Here is a 19,745-nt window from a genome sequence, read left to right as displayed (position 1 = left end):
AGGCTGCAAGCGCAGCCCCTTTCGTATGCGTTTTTACGCGTCAGTGCTTGCCAGGCTCAACGGACAAGTGTCGACGACGCATGAGGTGATAGGCCGCCGGGATCACAAACAGCGATAGCAAGGGTGCCGTAACCATACCGCCAATCATCGGGGCGGCAATGCGGCTCATAACCTCGCTACCGGAACCGCCTCCCAAAAGTATAGGTAACAAACCAGCGATAACCACTGCCACGGTCATAGCCTTAGGTCGAACGCGCTGGACAGCGCCTTCACAAATCGCGGCCATCAACCCGCGTTCTGTGTTGTCACCGAGGTCTTGACGCTCGGTCCATGCATTTTTCAGGTAGAGCAGCATGATCACGCCAAATTCGGCAGAAACACCGGCCAAGGCGATAAAGCCGACCCCGGTGGCAACCGACAGGTTGAATCCCAACAGATAGAGAAACCATGCCCCGCCCGTGAGAGCGAATGGCAGCGTGGCCATAATCAGCAAAGCCTCATCAAGGCGTGCAAATGTCAGGTAGAGCAACACGAAGATGATCAACAGCGTGGCAGGCACCACCAGTTTGAGTCGTGCGTTGGCCCTTTCGAGAAACTCGAACTGACCTGAGTAGCTCAGGCTCATGCCGGGCTGCAACTTGACCTGCTCACTGACGACCCGGCGTAGATCGGCGACTACGGAGGCAATGTCCCGGCCACGCACATCGATGTACACCCAGCCTGAAGGCCGTGCGTTCTCACTCTTGAGCATTGGCGGCCCGTCGTTGACCTTGATCTTCGCCACGGTGCCAAGGGTGATCTGGCTGCCTAGCGGGGTGTAGATCGGCAACTGCTCCAAAGCGCCGAGCGAATCCCGCCACTCACGAGGGTAACGTACGTTAATTGGGAAACGAGCCAACCCTTCAATCGTCTCCCCGACGTTTTCACCGCCGATTGCGCCGGCCACGATTGATTGCACATCGGCAATATTTAACCCATAGCGTGCCGCAGCTTTGCGATCGATATCTACATCAATATAGCGGCCACCGGTCAGTCGTTCGGCTAACGCTGAACTGACACCTGAGACGTCCTTGGCAACACGCTCGATGGCTTGGGTGACGGCATCGATCTCCGTCAGGTTGGTACCGGCAACCTTCACGCCAATCGGGCTTTTTATGCCGGTGGCCAGCATGTCGATACGGTTACGAATAGGCGGTATCCAGATGTTGGTTAATCCTGGGACACGCACCACTTGTTCTAGCTCCTCAACGAGCTTTTCCTGGGTCATGCCTGGGCGCCACTGCTCGCGTGGTTTGAATTGAATGGTGGTCTCGAACATTTCCAACGGTGCCGGGTCAGTCGCGGTTTCAGCGCGGCCGGCTTTTCCGAAAACGTGTTCGACCTCTGGAACTGTCTTTATTAGACGGTCAGTCTGCTGAAGCAGTTGCGCGGCCTTCTGCGCCGATAATCCAGGCAGAGCTGACGGCATATAGAGCAGGTCCCCTTCGTCCAACGGGGGAAGAAACTCACCACCCAGACGAGAGATCGGCCACAACGCGCTGACAAAGACTAGCAATGCAACCAGCAGCGTTACTTTAGGTCGACGTAATACGGCGTCCAGAGCGGGCTCGTAGATCCGGATCAACCAGCGATTTAGCGGATTCTGTTGCTCATTAGGAATTCGTCCGCGAATCCAATACCCCATCAACACCGGAACTAGAGTTACCGACAGTCCAGCCGCTGCGGCCATAGCGTAGGTTTTGGTGAACGCCAATGGACCGAATAGACGTCCTTCCTGAGCCTCCAGCGTGAACACCGGAATGAACGACAGGGTGATGATCAGCAGACAGAAGAACAATGCGGGTCCTACCTCGGCAGCCGCTTCAGTCATCACGTGCCAATGACGTTCACCTTTCAGTTCCTCCCCAGGATTAGCCACGTGCCAAGCCTCGACCTTCTTGTGGGCGTTTTCAATCATCACCACGGCAGCGTCGACCATGGCGCCGATGGCGATGGCAATCCCGCCAAGGGACATGATGTTGGCGTTGATACCCTGATAGCGCATTACGATGAAGGCGATCAGCACCCCAACCGGCAGGGAGATGATTGCCACCAGAGATGAACGCAGGTGCCAGAGAAAGATTCCGCAGACCAACGCGACGACGATGAACTCTTCGATCAGCTTGTGGCTGAGGTTTTCCACGGCACGATCAATCAACTTGCTGCGGTCGTAGGTGGTGACGATTTCTACCCCCGCCGGCAGACTGCTTTTCAGCTCGTCGAGTTTGGTCTTGACCGCCGCAATGGTTTCTCGAGCATTCTTACCGCTGCGCAGAATTACCACGCCGCCGACGGTCTCACCTTCGCCATCGAGTTCGGTGATGCCTCGACGCATCTCAGGCCCCATCTGAATCGTGGCAACATCGCCCAGAGTGACCGGCACACCACCCGTGCCCAGTTTGAGTGGGATAGCACGAAAGTCATTGAGGGTCTTCAAGTACCCGGAAGCCCGCACAATAAACTCGGTCTCCGCCATCTCCAGCACCGCCCCACCAGTTTCCTGATTGGCCTTGCCGATCGCCTCGGTCACTTCAGACTGCGTGATCCCCAAGCTGGCCAACTTCACCGGATCAAGCTGCACCTGGTACTGCTTTACCATGCCACCCACCGTGGCCACTTCCGCAACGTTCGGTAGGGTCTTAAGCTCGAATTTGAGGAACCAGTCCTGCAAGGCACGTAACTGCGCCAAGTCATGCCCGCCGCTTCGGTCTACCAGGGCGTACTGGAAAATCCAGCCAACCCCAGTGGCATCAGGTCCTAATGCGGGCTTGGCACTGGCCGGAAGCCGGCTTTGTATCTGGCTCAGATATTCCAATACGCGCGAGCGGGCCCAGTACAAGTCAGTTCCGTCTTCGAATAGTACGTAAACGAAACTGTCGCCAAAGAAGGAATAACCGCGCACAGTCTTGGCACCAGGCACAGAGAGCATAGTGGTTGCCAATGGATAGGTGACCTGGTTTTCTACGATCTGTGGGGCTTGGCCTGGATATGGTGTACGGATAATTACCTGAACATCCGACAGGTCTGGCAATGCGTCAATGGGCGTACTTTGAACCGCCCAGATCCCCCATGCCGTGACAAACAGCGTCGCCAGCAACACAAGAAAGCGGTTAGCCACCGACCAGCGAATAAGGGCCGCGATCATGGCTGGCTCCCAAAGCGTTCCAGACGCTCAACTCGCAGACCATCTTCCGTCTGGCTGACAGCGATCCGAACCTTGTCGCCCGTTTTAAGACCCTTCATCAGAGCTGGAGCGGCGAGAGGGAAAGTCATCGTCATGCCTGACATACCCAATGTTCTGAAGGGACCGTGGGCGAGCGTGACTTCTTTGTCGTTGATCTCAACGATCTGACCATCGGCCTCATGCAAAGCGCCTGCGGTTACAGTAGATGGCGAAACGTCCAGTGAGCTTGCGACAACGCCCTTGAGACTGGCCTCCGAGTCGAGAAGGAACTGGCCAGAAGTCACCACTTTTTGCCCCTCTTCCAAGCCTTTCAATATCAGCGTTTTGCCATCGTTATCTTGGCCTAACTGCACCTCCACCGGGCGATATCGACCAGCGTCTTCAGAGAGCATGACCAACGTACGTCGACCGGTACGAATGACGGCCTCGCTCGGCACCCACAAAACACTTTGCTCCGTCGAACGATTGAGACTTACCTGCGCGGTCAAACCTGGCCTGAGTCGGCCATCCGGATTGGGTAACTCAACTCGAACGCGAAGTGTGCGACTGTCCGAACTGGTTTCCGGAAGAATCGCACTGACGACGCCCTTGAGCACAACTCCAGGGAGCGCGGACAAACGCGCTTCGGCTGCTTGCCCTACGACGATTGACCCAGCCTCCGACTCTGGTACCGCCACGGCCAGCCAGACACTGCTCAAACCATTAACACGCGCGAGCGTCTCGCCTGCGGCCACCGTCATACCTTCACGCACACTCAGCTCTTGAAGCACACCACCAATAGGGCTGGTCAGAGTCAGGTTCGGTTGAACTTTGCCACTGCGCTCAACTTGAGCAATTAACTTAGTTGGCATTCCGGTGAGCCTCAATCGCTGGCGGGCCGCTGTCAGCAAGTCAGCATCGCCACTACGCTTGAGGGCGAGAAATTCCTCTTGAGCAGCTGCCCAATCCGGCACCAAGATATCTGCCAAGGCTGCATTCACTTTCAGCACATCACCAGGTGCATGGGCGTACACGCGCTCGACAAAACCCGCCGTACGGGCCTGAATGACTGCAACGTCCCGTTCGTTGAAGGCCAGAACACCTACCACGTTCAGTGTCGAGGCAAATACCCCTCGACTGACACTAGCCAGTCGCACACCAAGGTTCTGAGTCAGGCTTGGATCAATTCGAATGCCGCCGCTGTCCCCCTTGGTATCTGCGTATTGGGGGATCATCTGCATGTCCATGAAGGGTGACTTACCCGGTTTATCGAATTTCTGTTGTGGGTACATGGGGTCATACCAATACAGAACCTTTCGATCGGGAGAGGCTTTGGCTTCCTGATCCGGCTCGACACCAGCTACTTCGCTCATTCGCGGTTGGGCTAACCAGTAACCTCCGGCAACACCCAAGGCAATCGAGATGCCGACAACTAAAGTCCCTTTCCATACTTTGAAATTCATTGAGCGGGCTCCCCGTAAGAGAAATACAAGCGAGCGCTGGTGAGAGCACGTTGCTCTTCAACGTCAATCTGCTTGAGACGGGCTTCGATGAGTTCGCGTCGGGCGGCCACAACCGAGTTCAAATCACCTTTGCCGGAACGGTAGCTAGCCATGGTGAGTTCAACCTTTTCTTTAGCCAGCGGCAACAAGCTTTCCTGATTACGGGTGACTGCACGATTGAGTCGCTCGTAGTCGGCCAACTCATCCTCCAGTTGCTGGGTATGCTCGCGCGACAGAGCTTCCCGCTCAGCTTCAAGTTGGTTGAGTTCGGCGTGCTTTGCCGCAATTTTGGGGTTTTGCCGAGAGTCAGGAAACAGCGGGAGATCCCATGAAAACTGGACGCTAACCATGTCACCGAATTGTTTGCCTCGATGCTGATAGTCGAATTCCCAGCTCCAGTCAGATTGCTTTTCCGCCTCAGCTTCACGGATCTTGGCTTGTGCTTCACGGGTCATCGGCACATACGCCGCCAATTCAGGGTGATGTTGCAGCTTATGGGAGTATCCAGAGGTTTCAATGGGCCAATCAGGCAAGCTGCCCGCCGGTTTGTCATTGGCAGCTGGGCCAATCCAGCGCTTGAGGGCCGCCCGGGCCTGTGCACGTTGGCGAACTAAATCATCCTGCTGCTCCGCCAGTTGGGCAGCTTCCTGTTTAGGTGTCACCGCATCGGCGGGTTGGGCGCGGCCACCCGCAATCTGAGATCTGACGGTATCGGTCAGAAGACGGTTTTCTTTGTAGAAGTCCTGGAACATCGCATCTTTACGCTCAACCGAGTAGCTACTGATCCAGGCCAATGCCGTGGACTGTCGGACGTTCAGACGCGCCACTCGACGCTCAGCGGACGCTCGATCAACAGCCGCATCCGCGACCTCGATACGTGCTTTGCGCTTATCGCTGTTGGGCATCTCCTGTCTGATCCCGACCACTTGCATGGTCATGAAGTCCTGGTCGATGCTCCATCTGTCGGCACCACCAATGGGGTAGTTCTGCAAGCCCAGCAGTAGCTTGGGATCGGGTAGTTCGCCGGCGGGAATGGCCGCACTGGTGGCTGCTTGAATTTTGGCGTCTTGTGCGGTCAACGACGGTGCATTGTTTTCGGCCAGCCGCAGCGCTTCATCGAGTGTCAATGCACCAGCAAGGCTCGGCAATGCCAGTACGCTTGCCGCCAGGCCGGCCACGAGGGACCAACCTGTGCAAAAGCAGTTGGAGTTCATGTTCACGATTCCTGTGATGATCCACCGCGCGCTTCATAAGACATGCGCGCAGATATGCCATCCCGCTAACGCGGAATGAGGCTCAGTGTGGTACAGGAATCAAGTACGGGGAGGTCGCCATAACCCAGAAGGGGTTTGTACGAGTGGGAAATGGCTGGAGAAGGGCAGAACGATTGGACTGGACAAGGTAATAGGAGGCTTGATGATCGAGACTTGCAGCATGCCGCCCGTTTTGCATTCCTGGCCCGACTTACAAGGTTTGCCATGCTCAGCGGTACTTTTCATGTCGTGGCAGCAGTCTTGACCCATACCATCCATCATCGCTATACCCATGGTTTTCATCGGGCATGGTTCAGTCGATGCCTGAACACCCGCCATCCCGCTAAGGGGAAGCGCCAAGCTAATTAGGAAAATCAGGCAACACCGCACATAGCGTTTCATGGGCTAAAGTGTAGACGGTGCAAATGGCCCTTACAATTCACCCTTAAGACTCCTGTATTGGCTGTTACCAACGTCTATGCTGCGCTCATTTCCATGACAGGGCTTAAAGTACCTAACCATGCGACAAGACAGATAATGATGACCGCCATTGAAAACTCAAGTTTCATGCTACGGCGCAAGGCATTCACCGCGACAGCGTATTCGCCATTGCGAACTGATCGCTCCAATAAGGGGCTTAGATGAAAACGGTTAAGCGTGGCTAATACGATCATCCCTGCAAATAGCAGGATTTTCAAAAATAGCAACTGGCCATAAGTGCTGAGCATCACCTCATCGAGGCTCGGTCCTACGATAAATAGATAATTCACCACGCCCGTTATACTGATGATCACTACAATCACCGCGCCGGCCGATTCAAACCCTGTCAGTACCCGAGCAAGAACTCGTACTTCCTGATCACCTTTCAGCGATTTTAAACGCAGCAGCAGTGCAAATGCTGCCAACGCACCCAACCAACCGCCTGCGGCCAAGAGATGGAAGATGTCGCTAGTAAAATGCCAGTAACGACGGCTCCCTTCGTCCATCGCACCATGCCCTGTCCATGCCAGCGTCGCTAGCGCAATGGCGCCACATACAGTGACAATCCAAAGACTGAGTGTCGGAAAGCGCTTGCTCAGAGCAACGCCGAGAACAGCCGTCAGCAACGCCACTATCCGGACCATCCAGGTCAAACCGACGTCAGTCCCCATGAGAACCATTTGAAAAATATGGTGATGTAGCTCCATGAAGCCCGACACACCACTCATAGCTTTCGCAAGCAACAACATGGCTGCTAGAGACAGAGCTACACCTAAAACAGATGTACTGTAAAGAAGCGACTCAAAATTTAAAACCGCTCCCGATACTCTCTCTTTTCCCCTCAGGCTATAAAGACCAAATATTGCCAGTCCAAATAACAGCATCAGATCAAAATATAGAGCAAAGCGAACAGCTATATTTATTGAGTCGCTCATGAATCATTTCACTTTGAAAGAAAAATTGCCGGTGATTGGATGAGTGTCAGACGAGACGGCACGCCACTCAACTTTATAAGTACCTGTGGTCAATGGCGATGCAGGCGTAATAACCATCGTCTTAGGATCTCCACCGCCTGCAACGGCTGCTTTAACGCCCATTGGGGAGTTAGGCATGCCAGGCATATCGGTCATGATCAGCTTAGCACCGGAAAACTGAGTCGTTAGATTCTCAGAAAATTGCAGTTCAATTTTCGCAGGAGCAGCAACATCCGACCCTTCTGCTGGAGTAGAAGAAAGCAGCTTTGGATGTGCTTGAGCAACTGCACTCAAAAGCAAACCCGCTGTCAGTGCTACAGCTACGGTGGTGGTTTTAAGGAATGACATGCAAGACTCCTCACAGCAAAAGCTGTTGATTCTAGGTTTTTGATGAGTATCTAGTTATTACTTTTACGCTTATTAAAAACACTGGCGAGCTACCTAGCAAATTCCGTGTTCTAGGGCGGGCTGGACAGGAATAATCACAAGAATTCCAACGTCACAGCGCAAGTACACGATGCCACACGAACGCAAACTATTCGATTACATTTCAGTCAGCTTGGACCTGCTTTGGGACGCTGAATTTCTTGAAAAAATGGTTAAAACGGGCTTCCGTTTTGCGACGTTCACACCGTGAAAACCGTTCGCAAGACCACATAGCTGCTCGGGTGTATATGGTGTCGTTGATTAGGCATTTTCTGCACTCGCACATGGGAGCTGTATATGAAAGGCTGTTTTTCCATCTGACGACGTGCACCATATCTTGCCGCCATGCGACTCGATAATGGATCGAGTGATTGATAAGCCTAGCCCCGCATTACTTGGGTTTCCTTCTCTACGAGCGGGGTCCACTCGATAAAATCGATCAAACAGTTTTTCAAGGTGCTCAGGAGCGATAGGTTCTCCAGGGTTTTCCACGGAGACAGAGATTGACGTCCCTTCCTGCCTTATATCGACGCTGATACATTTCCCTGCGGGGGTGTACCGGAGGGCATTCGAGAGCAGATTAGAGATAGCCCTGTCGAGCATAAGAACGTCACCTCGGACGCTGCCCCTCCCTGTCACCTTAAGGTCGATGCCTTGCTCATCAGCCAACAAGCGGTAGTACTCGAGTAATTTTTCTACTAGCGCTACCAAGTCTATCGGTTTGTTTTCATGAGTAATCAGACCATTATCTGATTTCGCTAGAAAAAGCATGTCATCGATCATCCGCCCCATACGCTTCAGGTCATCAAGATTCGAATACAAGTTGTCTTCGTAATCTTCAATATTCCTTTTTCGAGAAAGCACCACTTCGGTGTGTGTCATCAAATTGCTGACTGGTGTTCGTAGTTCGTGAGCAATGTCCGCAGAGAAGTTTGATAAGCGAACAAATGCATCGTCAAGTCTAGATAACATTGCATTGAAAGAAAGCACCATCTGCTGAAGCTCTTTAGGCACGGCCGCTAAAGGAATCCGTTCTTTGAGCGATTTAGCAGACATTGACGCAGCGACTTGAGTAACCTGGCGAATAGGTCTTAGTCCACTGCTCGCGACCATCCAGCCCAGCGCCGCACTGACCAGCGCGCTTATAAACAACCCTATCAAAAACCAGCGTTCAAGCGTCTCAAAGAACGCCATATGTTGCGTAACGTCAAAGATCAACATAACGGTCAGCGGTTTTTCTTGTCCAGTCACAATCGCCTGCGCCGTTATTCCCCGGAACGTTTGCTCATCATCACGCCACTCCCAAACGTTGTTGTTTGAGGTCGTGCGAAAGTCTTCAGGAATATCGATTGGACCTGGATCAGCAAAAAGGGTCTTGCCGTGACCATCGAAGATCAGGGCTATCAAATCTCGGTGAGCACCCAGCAGCGCCTCCAACTCAGGCTTAACATCACTGAACTGGTCAATGCTACTCAATCCCGTCAAAATTCTTTGGGTCGAGTGTAGCTTCTCGTTTAGCGCCTGCTGATCTAGCATTTTGAAATGATGCCGGCTAAGGCTGTTAAAACTGAGTCCAGCGACGGTGAGCACCGCCGTTACAGCTAGCATGAACATCAGGCTCATGCGGGTAGTCAGAGACATTCGCTTCATTCCAGCCCCGTCCCAGAATCCGGCGCATCTAGCATGTAGCCCATGCCTCGGGAGGTGTGGATAAGCTTGACCTCAAAATCATCATCAATCTTTGCTCTGAGCCGCCTTACGGCGACCTCGATGACGTTCGTATCGCTGTCGAAGTTCATGTCCCACACCTGGGAAGCGATAAGCGACTTAGGCAGCACCTCACCTCGACGACGGAGCAGCAATTCGAGTAACGCAAACTCTTTGGCCGTGAGATATATACGTTTGCCTCCACGGACAACCCTGCGCTTGAGCAGGTCAACCTCAAGATCAGCCAATTTCATATGAGTTTGGGAGGGGGCTGTACTCCCTCTTCGCAGCAGCGTTCTGACGCGGGCAAGCAATTCAGAAAAAGCGAAGGGTTTTATGAGGTAATCGTCTGCCCCCAGCTCAAGTCCTTTGACGCGATCCTCGACGCGGTCTCGCGCCGTGAGAAAAAGCACGGGGACATTTTTTCCGGATGCCCGCACCTTCTGAAGTACTTCCCATCCGTCCAGCCCAGGCATCATCACATCGAGAATCAGCAGGTCATAAGCCTCGCTCAACGCGTGTTGAAGCGCCTCCTTACCATTGGTAAAGCGATCAACATTGAACCCTGCCTCAGCAAGACCTTGCTGCAAATAAATGCCTATTTTGGGTTCGTCTTCCGCAACCAGAAGTCTCATGGGGGTGGCTCTCGAATGATTGTGATGATGAGTCTGCAAGGAAATGCTTCTGCCAACCAGCAACTGACAGAAAAGTAATATTGGCTTCAGGTAGATGTCAGCGAGTGCTGTCTAGGGTTCGAGCATGGGTACTCCCTAGTACTCGACCGACGCCTCCGCATGAAACCTTGGGGGAGCCGGAAAACAGATCAAAAAGGAGCTTCCTCATGAATCATCTAAAAATCCTTTTCTTTGTGGGTTCGATACTCATCTCAGCGTCTGCTTTGGCTGAAGGTGGCGCAGATCGGATTGCGGAGCGTATGGAAAGCCTACGCGACAAAGCAGAAGCGACCTTGGTGCAAGCTGAAAAAGCCCCAGAGGGAGAGCGCCATGTACACATGGCCGAGCATATGAAACTGCTGGGCGAAATCATGAACCAACTCCATCAGGATCACCCAAAAGCATCAATGTCGCCTCAGGAACATCTTTCCTGGATGGAAAAGCACGACGCTATGGTTGATGACGTTTTGAACCAAATGCAGCGCGAACACAAACTGATGCTTTCTGAGAACCATCAGTAACCGGGTACCTCCGATGGGCTGTTTGATCCGCTCGGTTGGTACGGCGTCATATGCGCGCCGTACTACTCTTGGAAACTGACAGAAATGTAGTGTTCACGTCAGTTAGCTGGCAGCTCTATCCGTTTAGCATAGCTAGTGTTTTCCATTTGCTCTTGAGGTCATCATGAAAGCTAAGCTCGTTACCCCAGTTATTGCGGCGATCACCTTATTCTTCGGTGCGACGGCCATGGCAGACGTAGGTCATGGCAAAGAGGACATCGGCCAGCCTGGCGTCGCTTCTGCGGTGACCCGTACGGTAGATGTGGAGATGGGTGATATTTTCTTCATGCCTAAAAACATCGATGTGAAGCCTGGTGAGACTATTCGTTTTGTCCTTCGTAATAAGGGCGCACTGCTGCACGAATTCAATATCGGCCAAGCCGCCGCTCATGCGGCGCACCAAAAAGAAATGGCGAGCATGTTCCAGAATGGAACGCTTACACCCACCGGGTCAGGGAAAATGACGGGCAGCATGGGTCACAGCATGGGAGGGATGAAGATGGTTGGAATGGAACACAACGACCCGAACAGCATGCTGATCGAGCCAGGAGCAACAAAGGAATTGATCTGGACCTTCAACAATACAACTGGACTTCAATTTGCCTGCAACGTGCCAGGTCATTACCAGTCTGGGATGGTCGGTCAATTTGACCTGAAGTGAGCCTGAACTGACCGCTAAACCCGCGTCTCCTCAAGAGTTGGCTACGCTCTGAGGCAGACATCAGAGCAATTCGCTCACACGCTGGGGTCTAGATCATGAATAACCATCAGCATCCGGCTGGAAGCATCACCACCCCATTTTGGACGCGCAAAACAGGCGTTGTGCTGATTATGTTCATTGTGATCGGCGCCTTCTACGTGGTGCGGGAGCATTTCAGCCACGTCTATCCATACTTGCCCTATCTCATTCTGTTGATCTGTCCATTGATGCATTTTTTTGGGCATGGACATGGCGCACATGACCATGGCAATCAGGCGCAAGCCAACAAGGAAGAGAAATAGCTATGCCCAATAAACCGAGCCACCACGATCACGGTCCTACCCACGCAGCCTCGCCCCCTGACGCTGATCTACGTGACCCGGTGTGCGGCATGACGATTACGCCTCCAAGTAAATTTGGCGAGTCTTATCAGGGACAGATTTATCAGTTTTGCAGCCAGAAATGCCAAGAGAAATTTCGGGCAGCTCCAGAGCACTACAGCGGTATTCATCCCAGCACTGAACCCAGCATCGCGGCTACAGAGCCCGCGCTCCAAGTAGCCACTGAATTTACCTGCCCGATGCACCCGGAAATAAAACAGCCAGGGCCCGGCAATTGCCCAAAATGTGGCATGACATTAGAACCTGTCATTCCGGCGCTAGATGACGATGACAAAACCGAGCTCCGTGATTTCGCGCGCCGCTTTTGGTGGTCTCTGCCTTTAACCGTGATAGTGACCGTTCTAGCCATGGCGGGCCATTCATTACAACTCTTCCATGGCTCGGTTCAAAACTGGATCGAGTTTGCTCTTGCGACACCGGTCACCTTATGGGCAGGGTGGCCCTTTTTTGTAAGGGGCATAGCATCTGTTAGAAATCGCAGTCCAAATATGTGGACTCTGATAGGTTTGGGTACTTCCGCAGCTTATCTTTACAGCGTCGCAGCAACCCTCTTTCCCCAAAGTTTTCCCACCACCTTCATGCAAGATGGACGCATCGGCGTTTACTTCGAAGCCGCTGCAGTCATCATCTCGCTCACCTTGCTTGGGCAGATTCTTGAGCTAAAAGCACGGTCACAAACCTCCGCCGCCATTAAGTCCCTTCTAGGCCTATCTCCCAAAACTGCACGCAAGATCAACGCCGATGGTCAGGAGGAAGACATTCCTCTTACCCATGTTCACTTGGGCGACCATTTGCGGGTCAGACCTGGTGAAAAGGTGCCAGTTGATGGCTCTGTGCTCGAGGGAGAAAGTGCGGTGGATGAGTCCATGCTCACTGGTGAACCTGTGCCGGTAATGAAAAGACCAGGGGATAGTTTGATCGGCGCCACGCTTAATACTCACGGGAGCTTGGTGATGGAGGCGCAAAAGGTCGGCGCCGACACCATGCTATCGCAGATAGTGCAAATGGTTGCTCTAGCCCAACGCTCCAAAGCGCCAATGCAAAGAATGGCCGACTCGATCGCCGGCTACTTTGTGATGGGGGTTATCGCGATTGCGTTGCTGACATTCTTAGGCTGGGGACTATTCGGCCCGGAACCCAGCTGGGTCTTCGGCCTGATCAACGCTGTCGCCGTACTTATCATCGCTTGCCCCTGTGCACTTGGTCTCGCAACGCCCATGTCGATCATGGTTTCGACGGGTAAAGCGGCCAGTATGGGTGTGCTGTTCAGGGACGCCAGTGCTATTGAAAACCTTTGCAAGATCGACACGCTGATTGTCGATAAAACGGGGACCCTGACAGAGGGACGGCCGGTATTTCACAGTGTGGAGGCCACACCAGATTTCAACCCACACGATGTTCTTCAACTGGCCGCTAGCCTTGATCAAGGCAGCGAACATCCTTTGGCGCACGCCATCGTCGATCACGCCCGAACTGAAAATATCGCGCTCACCAAGCCTGAATCGTTTGAGTCCGGGTCTGGGATTGGAGTCAGTGGCCTTGTTGATGGCAAGAAGGTACAGCTGGGCAACACAGCACTGATGGACGCTGCCGGTGTAAGCACTAAGGTCTTACAGTACCGTGCAGAGTTGTTGCGCCTTGAAGGCATCAGCATCATCTATCTAGCAGTTGACGGGGTTCTGGCAGGATTACTGGCGGTCTCAGATCCGATAAAACCGACCTCCAAAGAAGCAGTCACCAAGCTTAAAGCTGATAACGTAAAAATCATCATGGCCACCGGAGACGGGCTCACCACCGCACGTGCTGTCGCCAAGGAGATGGGTATTGAAGAGGTTCATGGAGAAGTTAAACCTCAGGACAAAGAGCGCCTGGTGGCGGACCTCCAGCGATACGGTCGAAAGGTTGCCATGGCCGGCGACGGTATCAACGACGCACCGGCCTTGGCGCGTGCAGATGTGGGCATTGCCATGGGTACAGGGACTGATGTCGCGATGAATAGCGCTCAGCTCACGCTGGTAAAAGGCGACCTGATGGGGATTCTACGGGCACGGGCACTTTCGGTTGCGACAGTAAAAAACATGCGGCAAAACTTGGGTTTCGCCTTCCTTTACAACTCAATGGGTATTCCCTTGGCCGCAGGCCTACTCTATCCGCTGACGGGGCACCTTCTGTCGCCAATGATCGCTGCGTTAGCCATGAGCGTCAGTTCTGCGTCTGTAGTTTTCAATGCTTTGAGACTGAGGAATACCCATATAGCTTGAGCGAAACCGTTGCTCGCACCCCACAAAACATAACTCTTGACCTTACCGCGGTGTCAACGTTGATGCTGTCATCGCGGTGAAAAGAGACCGCTCAGCACAAGAGGAATAACCATGTTCGTCTTAAACGTATCAGGCATTGGTTGCGGTAGCTGCGTCAGCAAAATCACTAAAGCGATTCAATCGTTGGACAGCGAGGCTAAAGTTTCCGTGGATCGCGCGGCAGGTAAGGTAAGCGTTGAAAGTAGCGAAAACCCAGAGCAAGTTCGTAAAGCTGTCGAATCACTCGGTTTCCCATCGCAAATCAGCGCTTAAGGCGCTGATTTCATTGTTGGGTAAATTTTACTAATCACCTCGCAGAGCTTTAAGCAGCCCCTTAAATGCTCCGTTCAATCTATTAAAAGCGCTTTCAAAATGAATTTCGTTCTCAGTAAACTTTGCAACTTCAAGCTGTGCATCCACAGTATTTTGATCAATTGAAGGTTGGTAAGGCGTGCTGTAAAACAAAGCATCACGTTGACCATCACTTGCTGATTCGTTAATGGCAATATGTTTTATGTTTGTTGTTTTCAAAGAGAATGGAGAATTCAAGCCTCGTGTTGTCTGGCTGGCGAGCACAGCAGAAAACTCCAAATCTCTAGCCTTAAAGTTAGGAGTATCGGCGTTAGCGATATTATTGCTAAGTACCTCGGCTCTTTGGCTGCGATAAACTAACGCTCTTTCGGCGGAGCCAAGCGCTTTTTCAAAATTAATGCTCACAAGCGGCCACCTTCCGTTACGCTACTATTTCCAATTTTCACCTATATCAAACACTTATGTGTTGAATGTGGTGCGTCTAAGTCGACTTATAACTCCGGTGCAAATTCAAAAAACGTCAAGCCCTGTGAAAGTGACCGAAAGCACAGAACACCGAACGGCTAAATTTTAGGAGATTGGTTTCAGCGAACTCCGACAGTGGATAGACCATACGGATTAAGTACATCGCACCTCAAGAGAAATATCGGAACCTGACACAACTGTAATATTGGCCTAAGCTGCCTGACAGGGAATCAGTCTTATAGTCTTATTGAGCCTTAAGCTCTTCCCTGAGCATCAACTTTGTTGTGGATTCAGGGGCTACCATCTATCAGAGGAAACCCAAATGAACCCTATTGAACCCTATCAAAACCTTGTTCGTCATCGCTGCTCTGACCGTATCTTCTTTTGCTATGGCTGAAGGCGGAGGTGACCGCACTTTCGAACGTATGGAAGCGGCCAGGAGTAACTCGATGGAATCGTACCAAGTAGCCCAAACGAAAAATGCCCAGCCTCCTGTCGCGGAAAGCAAAGCCAGGGCGATGGACCACAAAAATTGCTAAATATTTGAGCTACGCTCACAAGCTGACAGAAATGTAATCACTGTGGTGGTTTAAATGTGGCAACTTCTGAGCTCGCTTACCGTTTGAGTTCGTCTTTTGTAACGGTGAGTGAGTCTCATCCAGACAATTCATTTGTTGTTTCGCGCGGCTTCCCTTTTGACTGATTGGACATAACGGCATGCACTCCAAAACCTCTAGGCGGACATTCGTGAAAGGCTTGGCCGCTGGTGGCATTCTCGGCGGCCTTGGCCTTTGGCGCACTCCTGTATGGGCGGTGACAAGTCCTGGTATGCCGAGCGTACTCTCCGGTAACGAATTTGATCTGTTTATTGGTGAAAGCCCTGTAAACATCACAGGCTCGCCTCGCACAGCTATGACCATCAACGGATCATTGCCCGGACCTTTGCTGCGTTGGCGTGAGGGGGAGACCGTCACTCTGCGTGTAAAAAACCGTCTAGACCAAGACACATCAATCCATTGGCACGGGATCATCCTACCCGCCAACATGGACGGTGTGCCTGGCTTGAGCTTCCATGGCATCGCACCCGATGGCATGTACGAATACAAATTCAAGCTTCATCAGAACGGAACCTACTGGTATCACAGCCACTCGGGTTTGCAGGAGCAGGCAGGCGTTTACGGTCCAATCGTCATCGATTCGAAAGAACCTGAACCGTTTCAATACGATCGCGACTACGTGGTGATGTTGACTGACTGGACCGACGAAGATCCCAGTCGCGTTATGGCGAAGCTCAAGAAACAATCGGGCTATTACAACCATCACAAGCGCACCGTCGGAGACTTCATAGACGATGTCAGCAGCAAAGGTTGGTCTTCGACGGTAGCAGATCGAAAGATGTGGGCTGAGATGAACATGAGTCCTACTGACCTCGGCGATGTCAGCGCGGATACCTATACCTATCTCATGAATGGCCAGGCACCCAACGGTAACTGGACTGGTATTTTCAAACCGGGTGAGAAACTCCGTCTGCGCTTTATCAACGGCTCCGCCATGAGCTATTTCGACGTCCGCATTCCTGGGTTGAAGATGACCGTGGTTGCCGCAGACGGTCAACATGTCAAGCCGGTGAGCGTCGACGAGTTTCGTATTGCGGTAGCTGAAACATATGACGTTATTGTGGAGACTGCTACTGATGAGGCTTACACCATCTTCGCTCAGTCTATGGATCGCACAGGTTACGCCAGCGGAACACTTGCAGTGCGTGACGGCCTAAAGGCACCGATACCTGCGATTGACCCACGTCCTATAGTAACTATGGATGACATGGGGATGGGCGGTATGGCTGGTATGGACCATGGCAGCTCGGGTGGAATGGGCGGCGGCGACATGGCCGGCATGGATCACAGCAAGATGGCAGGGATGAACCAAGGTGACATGACCGGGATGACCGGCATGGACAGCGGTGACATGACTAACATGGCTGGCATGGACCACAGCAAGATGGCTGGCATGGACAAAGGCGACATGTCCAACATGGCTGGCATGGACCACAGCAAGATGGCAGGAATGGGCAGTGGCGATATGTCAGGGATGGCTGGCATGGGCGGTATGGGTGGAGAAATGCAGACTCACCCAGCCTCTGAAACCAACAATCCCTTGGTTGACATGCAAGCCATGAGTCCAACGCCAAAGCTGAACGATCCTGGCATAGGCTTGCGGAACAATGGTCGTCGAGTGCTCACTTACTCCGACTTGAAAAGCACTTTCCAAGATCCTGACGGCCGCGAGCCAAATCGTACCATCGAGCTTCACCTGACCGGTCACATGGAGAAGTTTTCGTGGTCGTTCAACGGCATCAAATTCTCTGACGCCGAACCGCTGCGCCTGAAGTATGGCGAGCGTCTGCGCATCACCTTGGTGAACGACACCATGATGACCCACCCCATCCACCTTCACGGCATGTGGAGTGACCTCGAGGATGAGAACGGCAAGTTCATGGTGCGCAAGCACACGATTGATATGCCACCAGGTACCAAACGCAGCTATCGAGTCACCGCTGATGCCTTAGGCCGCTGGGCATATCACTGCCATCTGCTTTTCCATATGGAAATGGGCATGTTCCGTGAAGTACGGGTTGATGAGTAAAGGAGACGATCTGTGAGCACATACCTAAATCGTAATTCCCTCGTGGGTTGCCTCTTTGCCGCTGTCCTGCTGAGTGGACTCTCGTCCACGGTGCTGGCAGAGGAAAATGGCAGCGATCATTCAACCACTGTTCCTGCTACAGCAACGGACAAGCCAGCAGCGGCAAACGATTCGAAGCTAGATCACGGGTCAATGGACCATAGCAAGATGAGCCATGAGTCGATGGATCATGACCAAAAAACCAAAAAGGCAGATTGAGATCATGACCAGTAAGTTTTTACGCCCAACGCTGATGGCACTTGCAGTCTCCACCGGTCCAGCATTCTTTTTTATGGCTCAAGCCGCTGAAGAGATGGATCCGTCGATGGCGATGCCATCAAGTGCGGACGCAAAGCCTTCAACTGCACAAAAATCCAAACCAGCCAAAGCGAAAGATGCCGCGATGGATCACAGCAAGATGAGCATGGATAACGGGCAAATGGACGGTATGCAAAGCATGGATGGAGGGGCGACTACCACAAGCCGAACCCCGATCCCCGTACTTACCGACGCTGACCGGGCCGCCGCTTTTCCAGACGTACCAGGCCATGGTGTGCACGATAAAAAAATTAACTCGTTCATCCTCCTGGATAAATTTGAGTACCAAGACGCTGACAACGGCAGTGCGCTGGCTTGGGATGCAAAAGGGTGGATCGGCGGTGACGTCGACCGCCTCTGGTTGCGTTCGGAAGGTGAACGTACAAATGGCGTAACCGAAAACGCTGAACTTCAGGCTCTGTGGGGACACGCCATCGGTCCATGGTGGGATGTCGTCACCGGTATTCGACAAGATTTCAAACCCGGGTCACCTCAAACCTGGGGAGCGCTCGGTATTCAGGGCATGGCCCTCTATAACTTTGAAGCTGAAGCGACTGCTTATATTGGTGAGAACGGTCAAACCGCTGCTCGATTTGAAGGCGATTACGACATCCTGTTGACCAATCGCCTGATCTTGCAGCCGACCGCCGAAGTAAACTTGTACGGGAAAAATGATCCTCAGCGCGGCATAGGATCTGGATTGGCCAACACCGAACTAGGCCTGCGGTTGCGCTACGAAATTACTCGTCAATTCGCACCCTACATTGGTGTTAGCTGGAATCGCTCATACGGTAAAACGGCTGACCTGGCCAGCGATGAAGGGGAAAAAACAAACGAGGCCCGATTTGTAGCTGGTATTCGGATGTGGTTCTGAGCGATTTGAGCACTAGCCCTACGGATTCAAATGATCGGGGAGTTGGCTCCCCGACTCTAAAGTAGATCCTTCAATGTAACCTTTGCAGCGGCATAAACGCTTGAGTGGGGTTCTATTGCTTCATGGAACATCTCGCCGTCTCCGAGGGAAAAGGAAATATTCATGACAGGTAGCTTCCGACTTTCAAGTCGATTTCTGCGTATCGCAACATTCGCCGCGCTGTTCATTGGCTCAACGGCTCAAGCGGCGCAGGCCCTCACCATCGATGTGCATCGTGATGCAAACTGCGGATGTTGCAAAAAATGGATTCAGCATCTTGAGGCCAATGGCTTCACCGTCATCGATCATGAAGAAACCAACATGAGTGCTCTCAAACTAGATCTGGGTGTCGCTCCACGACTCTCGTCTTGTCACACCGCGATGATCAACGGGAAGTTTGTTGAAGGCCACGTGCCAGCTGAGCAAATAATTGCGATGAGTAAACGCGACGACCTTCTCGGGATCGCTGCTCCTGGCATGCCACCTGGTTCTCCAGGAATGGAAGTCGACGGAGTGCATGAGGCCTACCAGATAATCGGCCTGACCAAAGCTGGCACAGATCAGGTCATTGCTGAGTACCCTCAAAACTAATCCCACCCCATCCCTCCCGTCACAGCATGGTCAGCGTTCATGACCATGCAGCGGGACATGCTCCTTCGATTTCATTCTCAAGCCATGGCTAAAGACGATCAACAGCCGTCGTAAAGGCATGCTTGTGCCTAATCAGATAACCCCGAACCGCAGTCCTCAATAAGAATTTGAGATGACCCCATCCTCCGCATGCTGACAAGCACTGCGCAGTTGATCGCGATAGTGTTAAGTTCGGAGATGGCGTTGCACCCTCAGCGTACCTTCCCGAATCAGGACATCTGT

The 19,745-nt window shown here is 52.6% G+C and carries 19 protein-coding genes; 10 read left to right on the top strand and 9 right to left on the bottom strand.

The window, feature by feature from the left end; all coding sequences use genetic code 11:
• Positions 1–40: 40 nt before the first annotated feature.
• From H097_RS00950 to H097_RS00925, 8 genes are all read right to left on the bottom strand, one after another.
• On the bottom strand, positions 41–3,184 hold the full coding sequence (locus tag H097_RS00950; protein ID WP_032856641.1) for an efflux RND transporter permease subunit: 3,144 nt from the start codon (positions 3,182–3,184) through the stop codon (positions 41–43).
• Entirely contained in the window at positions 3,181–4,665 is a 1,485-nt protein-coding gene (locus H097_RS00945) for an efflux RND transporter periplasmic adaptor subunit (RefSeq protein WP_032856640.1), read from the bottom strand. Before H097_RS00945 ends, H097_RS00950 begins: the two co-directional genes overlap by 4 nt.
• The gene (locus H097_RS00940; protein WP_032856639.1) at positions 4,662–5,918 is read right to left on the bottom strand and encodes a TolC family protein; all 1,257 of its coding nucleotides are present in this window, start codon (positions 5,916–5,918) and stop codon (positions 4,662–4,664) included. The genes H097_RS00945 and H097_RS00940 overlap by 4 nt, the downstream gene beginning before the upstream one ends.
• A gap of 99 nt (positions 5,919–6,017) precedes the next feature.
• A complete protein-coding gene (locus H097_RS28530; RefSeq protein ID WP_080761980.1) occupies positions 6,018–6,359 on the bottom strand; it encodes a hypothetical protein in 342 nt (113 codons plus the stop codon).
• 74 nt (positions 6,360–6,433) lie between these two features.
• Entirely contained in the window at positions 6,434–7,372 is a 939-nt protein-coding gene (gene copD / locus H097_RS00935; protein WP_019334915.1) for a copper homeostasis membrane protein CopD, read from the bottom strand.
• Between the two features lie 3 nt (positions 7,373–7,375).
• On the bottom strand, positions 7,376–7,759 hold the full coding sequence (copC, locus tag H097_RS27385; RefSeq protein ID WP_017341635.1) for a copper homeostasis periplasmic binding protein CopC: 384 nt from the start codon (positions 7,757–7,759) through the stop codon (positions 7,376–7,378).
• A 339-nt stretch (positions 7,760–8,098) separates the two neighbouring features.
• Positions 8,099–9,487, bottom strand: a complete 1,389-nt coding sequence (copS, locus tag H097_RS00930) for a copper resistance membrane spanning protein CopS (RefSeq protein WP_032856638.1) — start codon at positions 9,485–9,487, stop codon at positions 8,099–8,101.
• Entirely contained in the window at positions 9,484–10,179 is a 696-nt protein-coding gene (locus H097_RS00925; protein ID WP_032856637.1) for a heavy metal response regulator transcription factor, read from the bottom strand. The genes copS and H097_RS00925 overlap by 4 nt, the downstream gene beginning before the upstream one ends.
• A 206-nt stretch (positions 10,180–10,385) precedes the next feature.
• On the opposite strand from H097_RS00925, the gene H097_RS00920 reads away from it, so the two are divergent.
• The 5 genes from H097_RS00920 (at position 10,386) to H097_RS27380 (ending at position 14,452) form a co-directional block, all read left to right on the top strand.
• Positions 10,386–10,739: a co-regulatory protein PtrA N-terminal domain-containing protein gene (locus H097_RS00920; protein WP_019334912.1), complete on the top strand. Its 354-nt coding sequence runs from the start codon at positions 10,386–10,388 to the stop codon at positions 10,737–10,739.
• A 163-nt stretch (positions 10,740–10,902) separates the two neighbouring features.
• Positions 10,903–11,439 carry a plastocyanin/azurin family copper-binding protein gene (locus H097_RS00915; protein ID WP_019334911.1) on the top strand — a complete coding sequence of 179 codons (537 nt, stop codon included), beginning with the start codon at positions 10,903–10,905 and terminating at the stop codon, positions 11,437–11,439.
• A 95-nt stretch (positions 11,440–11,534) separates the two neighbouring features.
• Positions 11,535–11,780, top strand: a complete 246-nt coding sequence (locus tag H097_RS00910; protein WP_050587200.1) for a DUF2933 domain-containing protein — start codon at positions 11,535–11,537, stop codon at positions 11,778–11,780.
• A gap of 89 nt (positions 11,781–11,869) precedes the next feature.
• The gene (locus H097_RS00905) at positions 11,870–14,140 is read left to right on the top strand and encodes a heavy metal translocating P-type ATPase (protein WP_159440117.1); all 2,271 of its coding nucleotides are present in this window, start codon (positions 11,870–11,872) and stop codon (positions 14,138–14,140) included.
• Positions 14,141–14,251: 111 nt separating this feature from the next.
• Entirely contained in the window at positions 14,252–14,452 is a 201-nt protein-coding gene (locus H097_RS27380) for a heavy metal-associated domain-containing protein (RefSeq protein WP_074321237.1), read from the top strand.
• 30 nt (positions 14,453–14,482) lie between these two features.
• Here the strand turns inward: H097_RS27380 and flgB are convergent, their stop codons facing one another.
• A complete protein-coding gene (flgB, locus tag H097_RS27375; RefSeq protein WP_080761982.1) occupies positions 14,483–14,896 on the bottom strand; it encodes a flagellar basal body rod protein FlgB in 414 nt (137 codons plus the stop codon).
• A gap of 392 nt (positions 14,897–15,288) precedes the next feature.
• Here flgB and H097_RS28525 point away from each other — a divergent pair, with 392 nt between their 5' ends.
• The 5 genes from H097_RS28525 to H097_RS00885 all read left to right on the top strand — a co-directional run bounded on the left by H097_RS28525 (position 15,289) and on the right by H097_RS00885 (position 19,463).
• Positions 15,289–15,495 (top strand): co-regulatory protein PtrA N-terminal domain-containing protein, encoded by a 207-nt coding sequence (locus tag H097_RS28525; protein ID WP_032856636.1) that lies wholly within the window; start codon positions 15,289–15,291, stop codon positions 15,493–15,495.
• Between the two features lie 178 nt (positions 15,496–15,673).
• Positions 15,674–17,602, top strand: coding sequence for a copper resistance system multicopper oxidase (locus H097_RS00895; RefSeq protein WP_032856635.1), 1,929 nt, complete (start codon positions 15,674–15,676; stop codon positions 17,600–17,602).
• Positions 17,603–17,614: 12 nt separating this feature from the next.
• Positions 17,615–17,860 carry a hypothetical protein gene (locus H097_RS28310; RefSeq protein ID WP_099170805.1) on the top strand — a complete coding sequence of 82 codons (246 nt, stop codon included), beginning with the start codon at positions 17,615–17,617 and terminating at the stop codon, positions 17,858–17,860.
• Positions 17,832–18,833, top strand: a complete 1,002-nt coding sequence (locus H097_RS00890) for a copper resistance protein B (RefSeq protein ID WP_032856634.1) — start codon at positions 17,832–17,834, stop codon at positions 18,831–18,833. Before H097_RS28310 ends, H097_RS00890 begins: the two co-directional genes overlap by 29 nt.
• A 162-nt stretch (positions 18,834–18,995) precedes the next feature.
• Positions 18,996–19,463: a DUF411 domain-containing protein gene (locus tag H097_RS00885; protein WP_032856633.1), complete on the top strand. Its 468-nt coding sequence runs from the start codon at positions 18,996–18,998 to the stop codon at positions 19,461–19,463.
• Positions 19,464–19,745: the final 282 nt, after the last annotated feature.

This window comes from Pseudomonas sp. FH4 (assembly GCF_000510915.2).
In the GTDB taxonomy this organism is placed as follows: Bacteria; Pseudomonadota; Gammaproteobacteria; order Pseudomonadales; family Pseudomonadaceae; genus Aquipseudomonas; species Aquipseudomonas brenneri.
The sequence above is the reverse complement of the archived record's forward strand: the minus strand, read 5'-3'. Positions and strand labels throughout refer to the sequence as shown.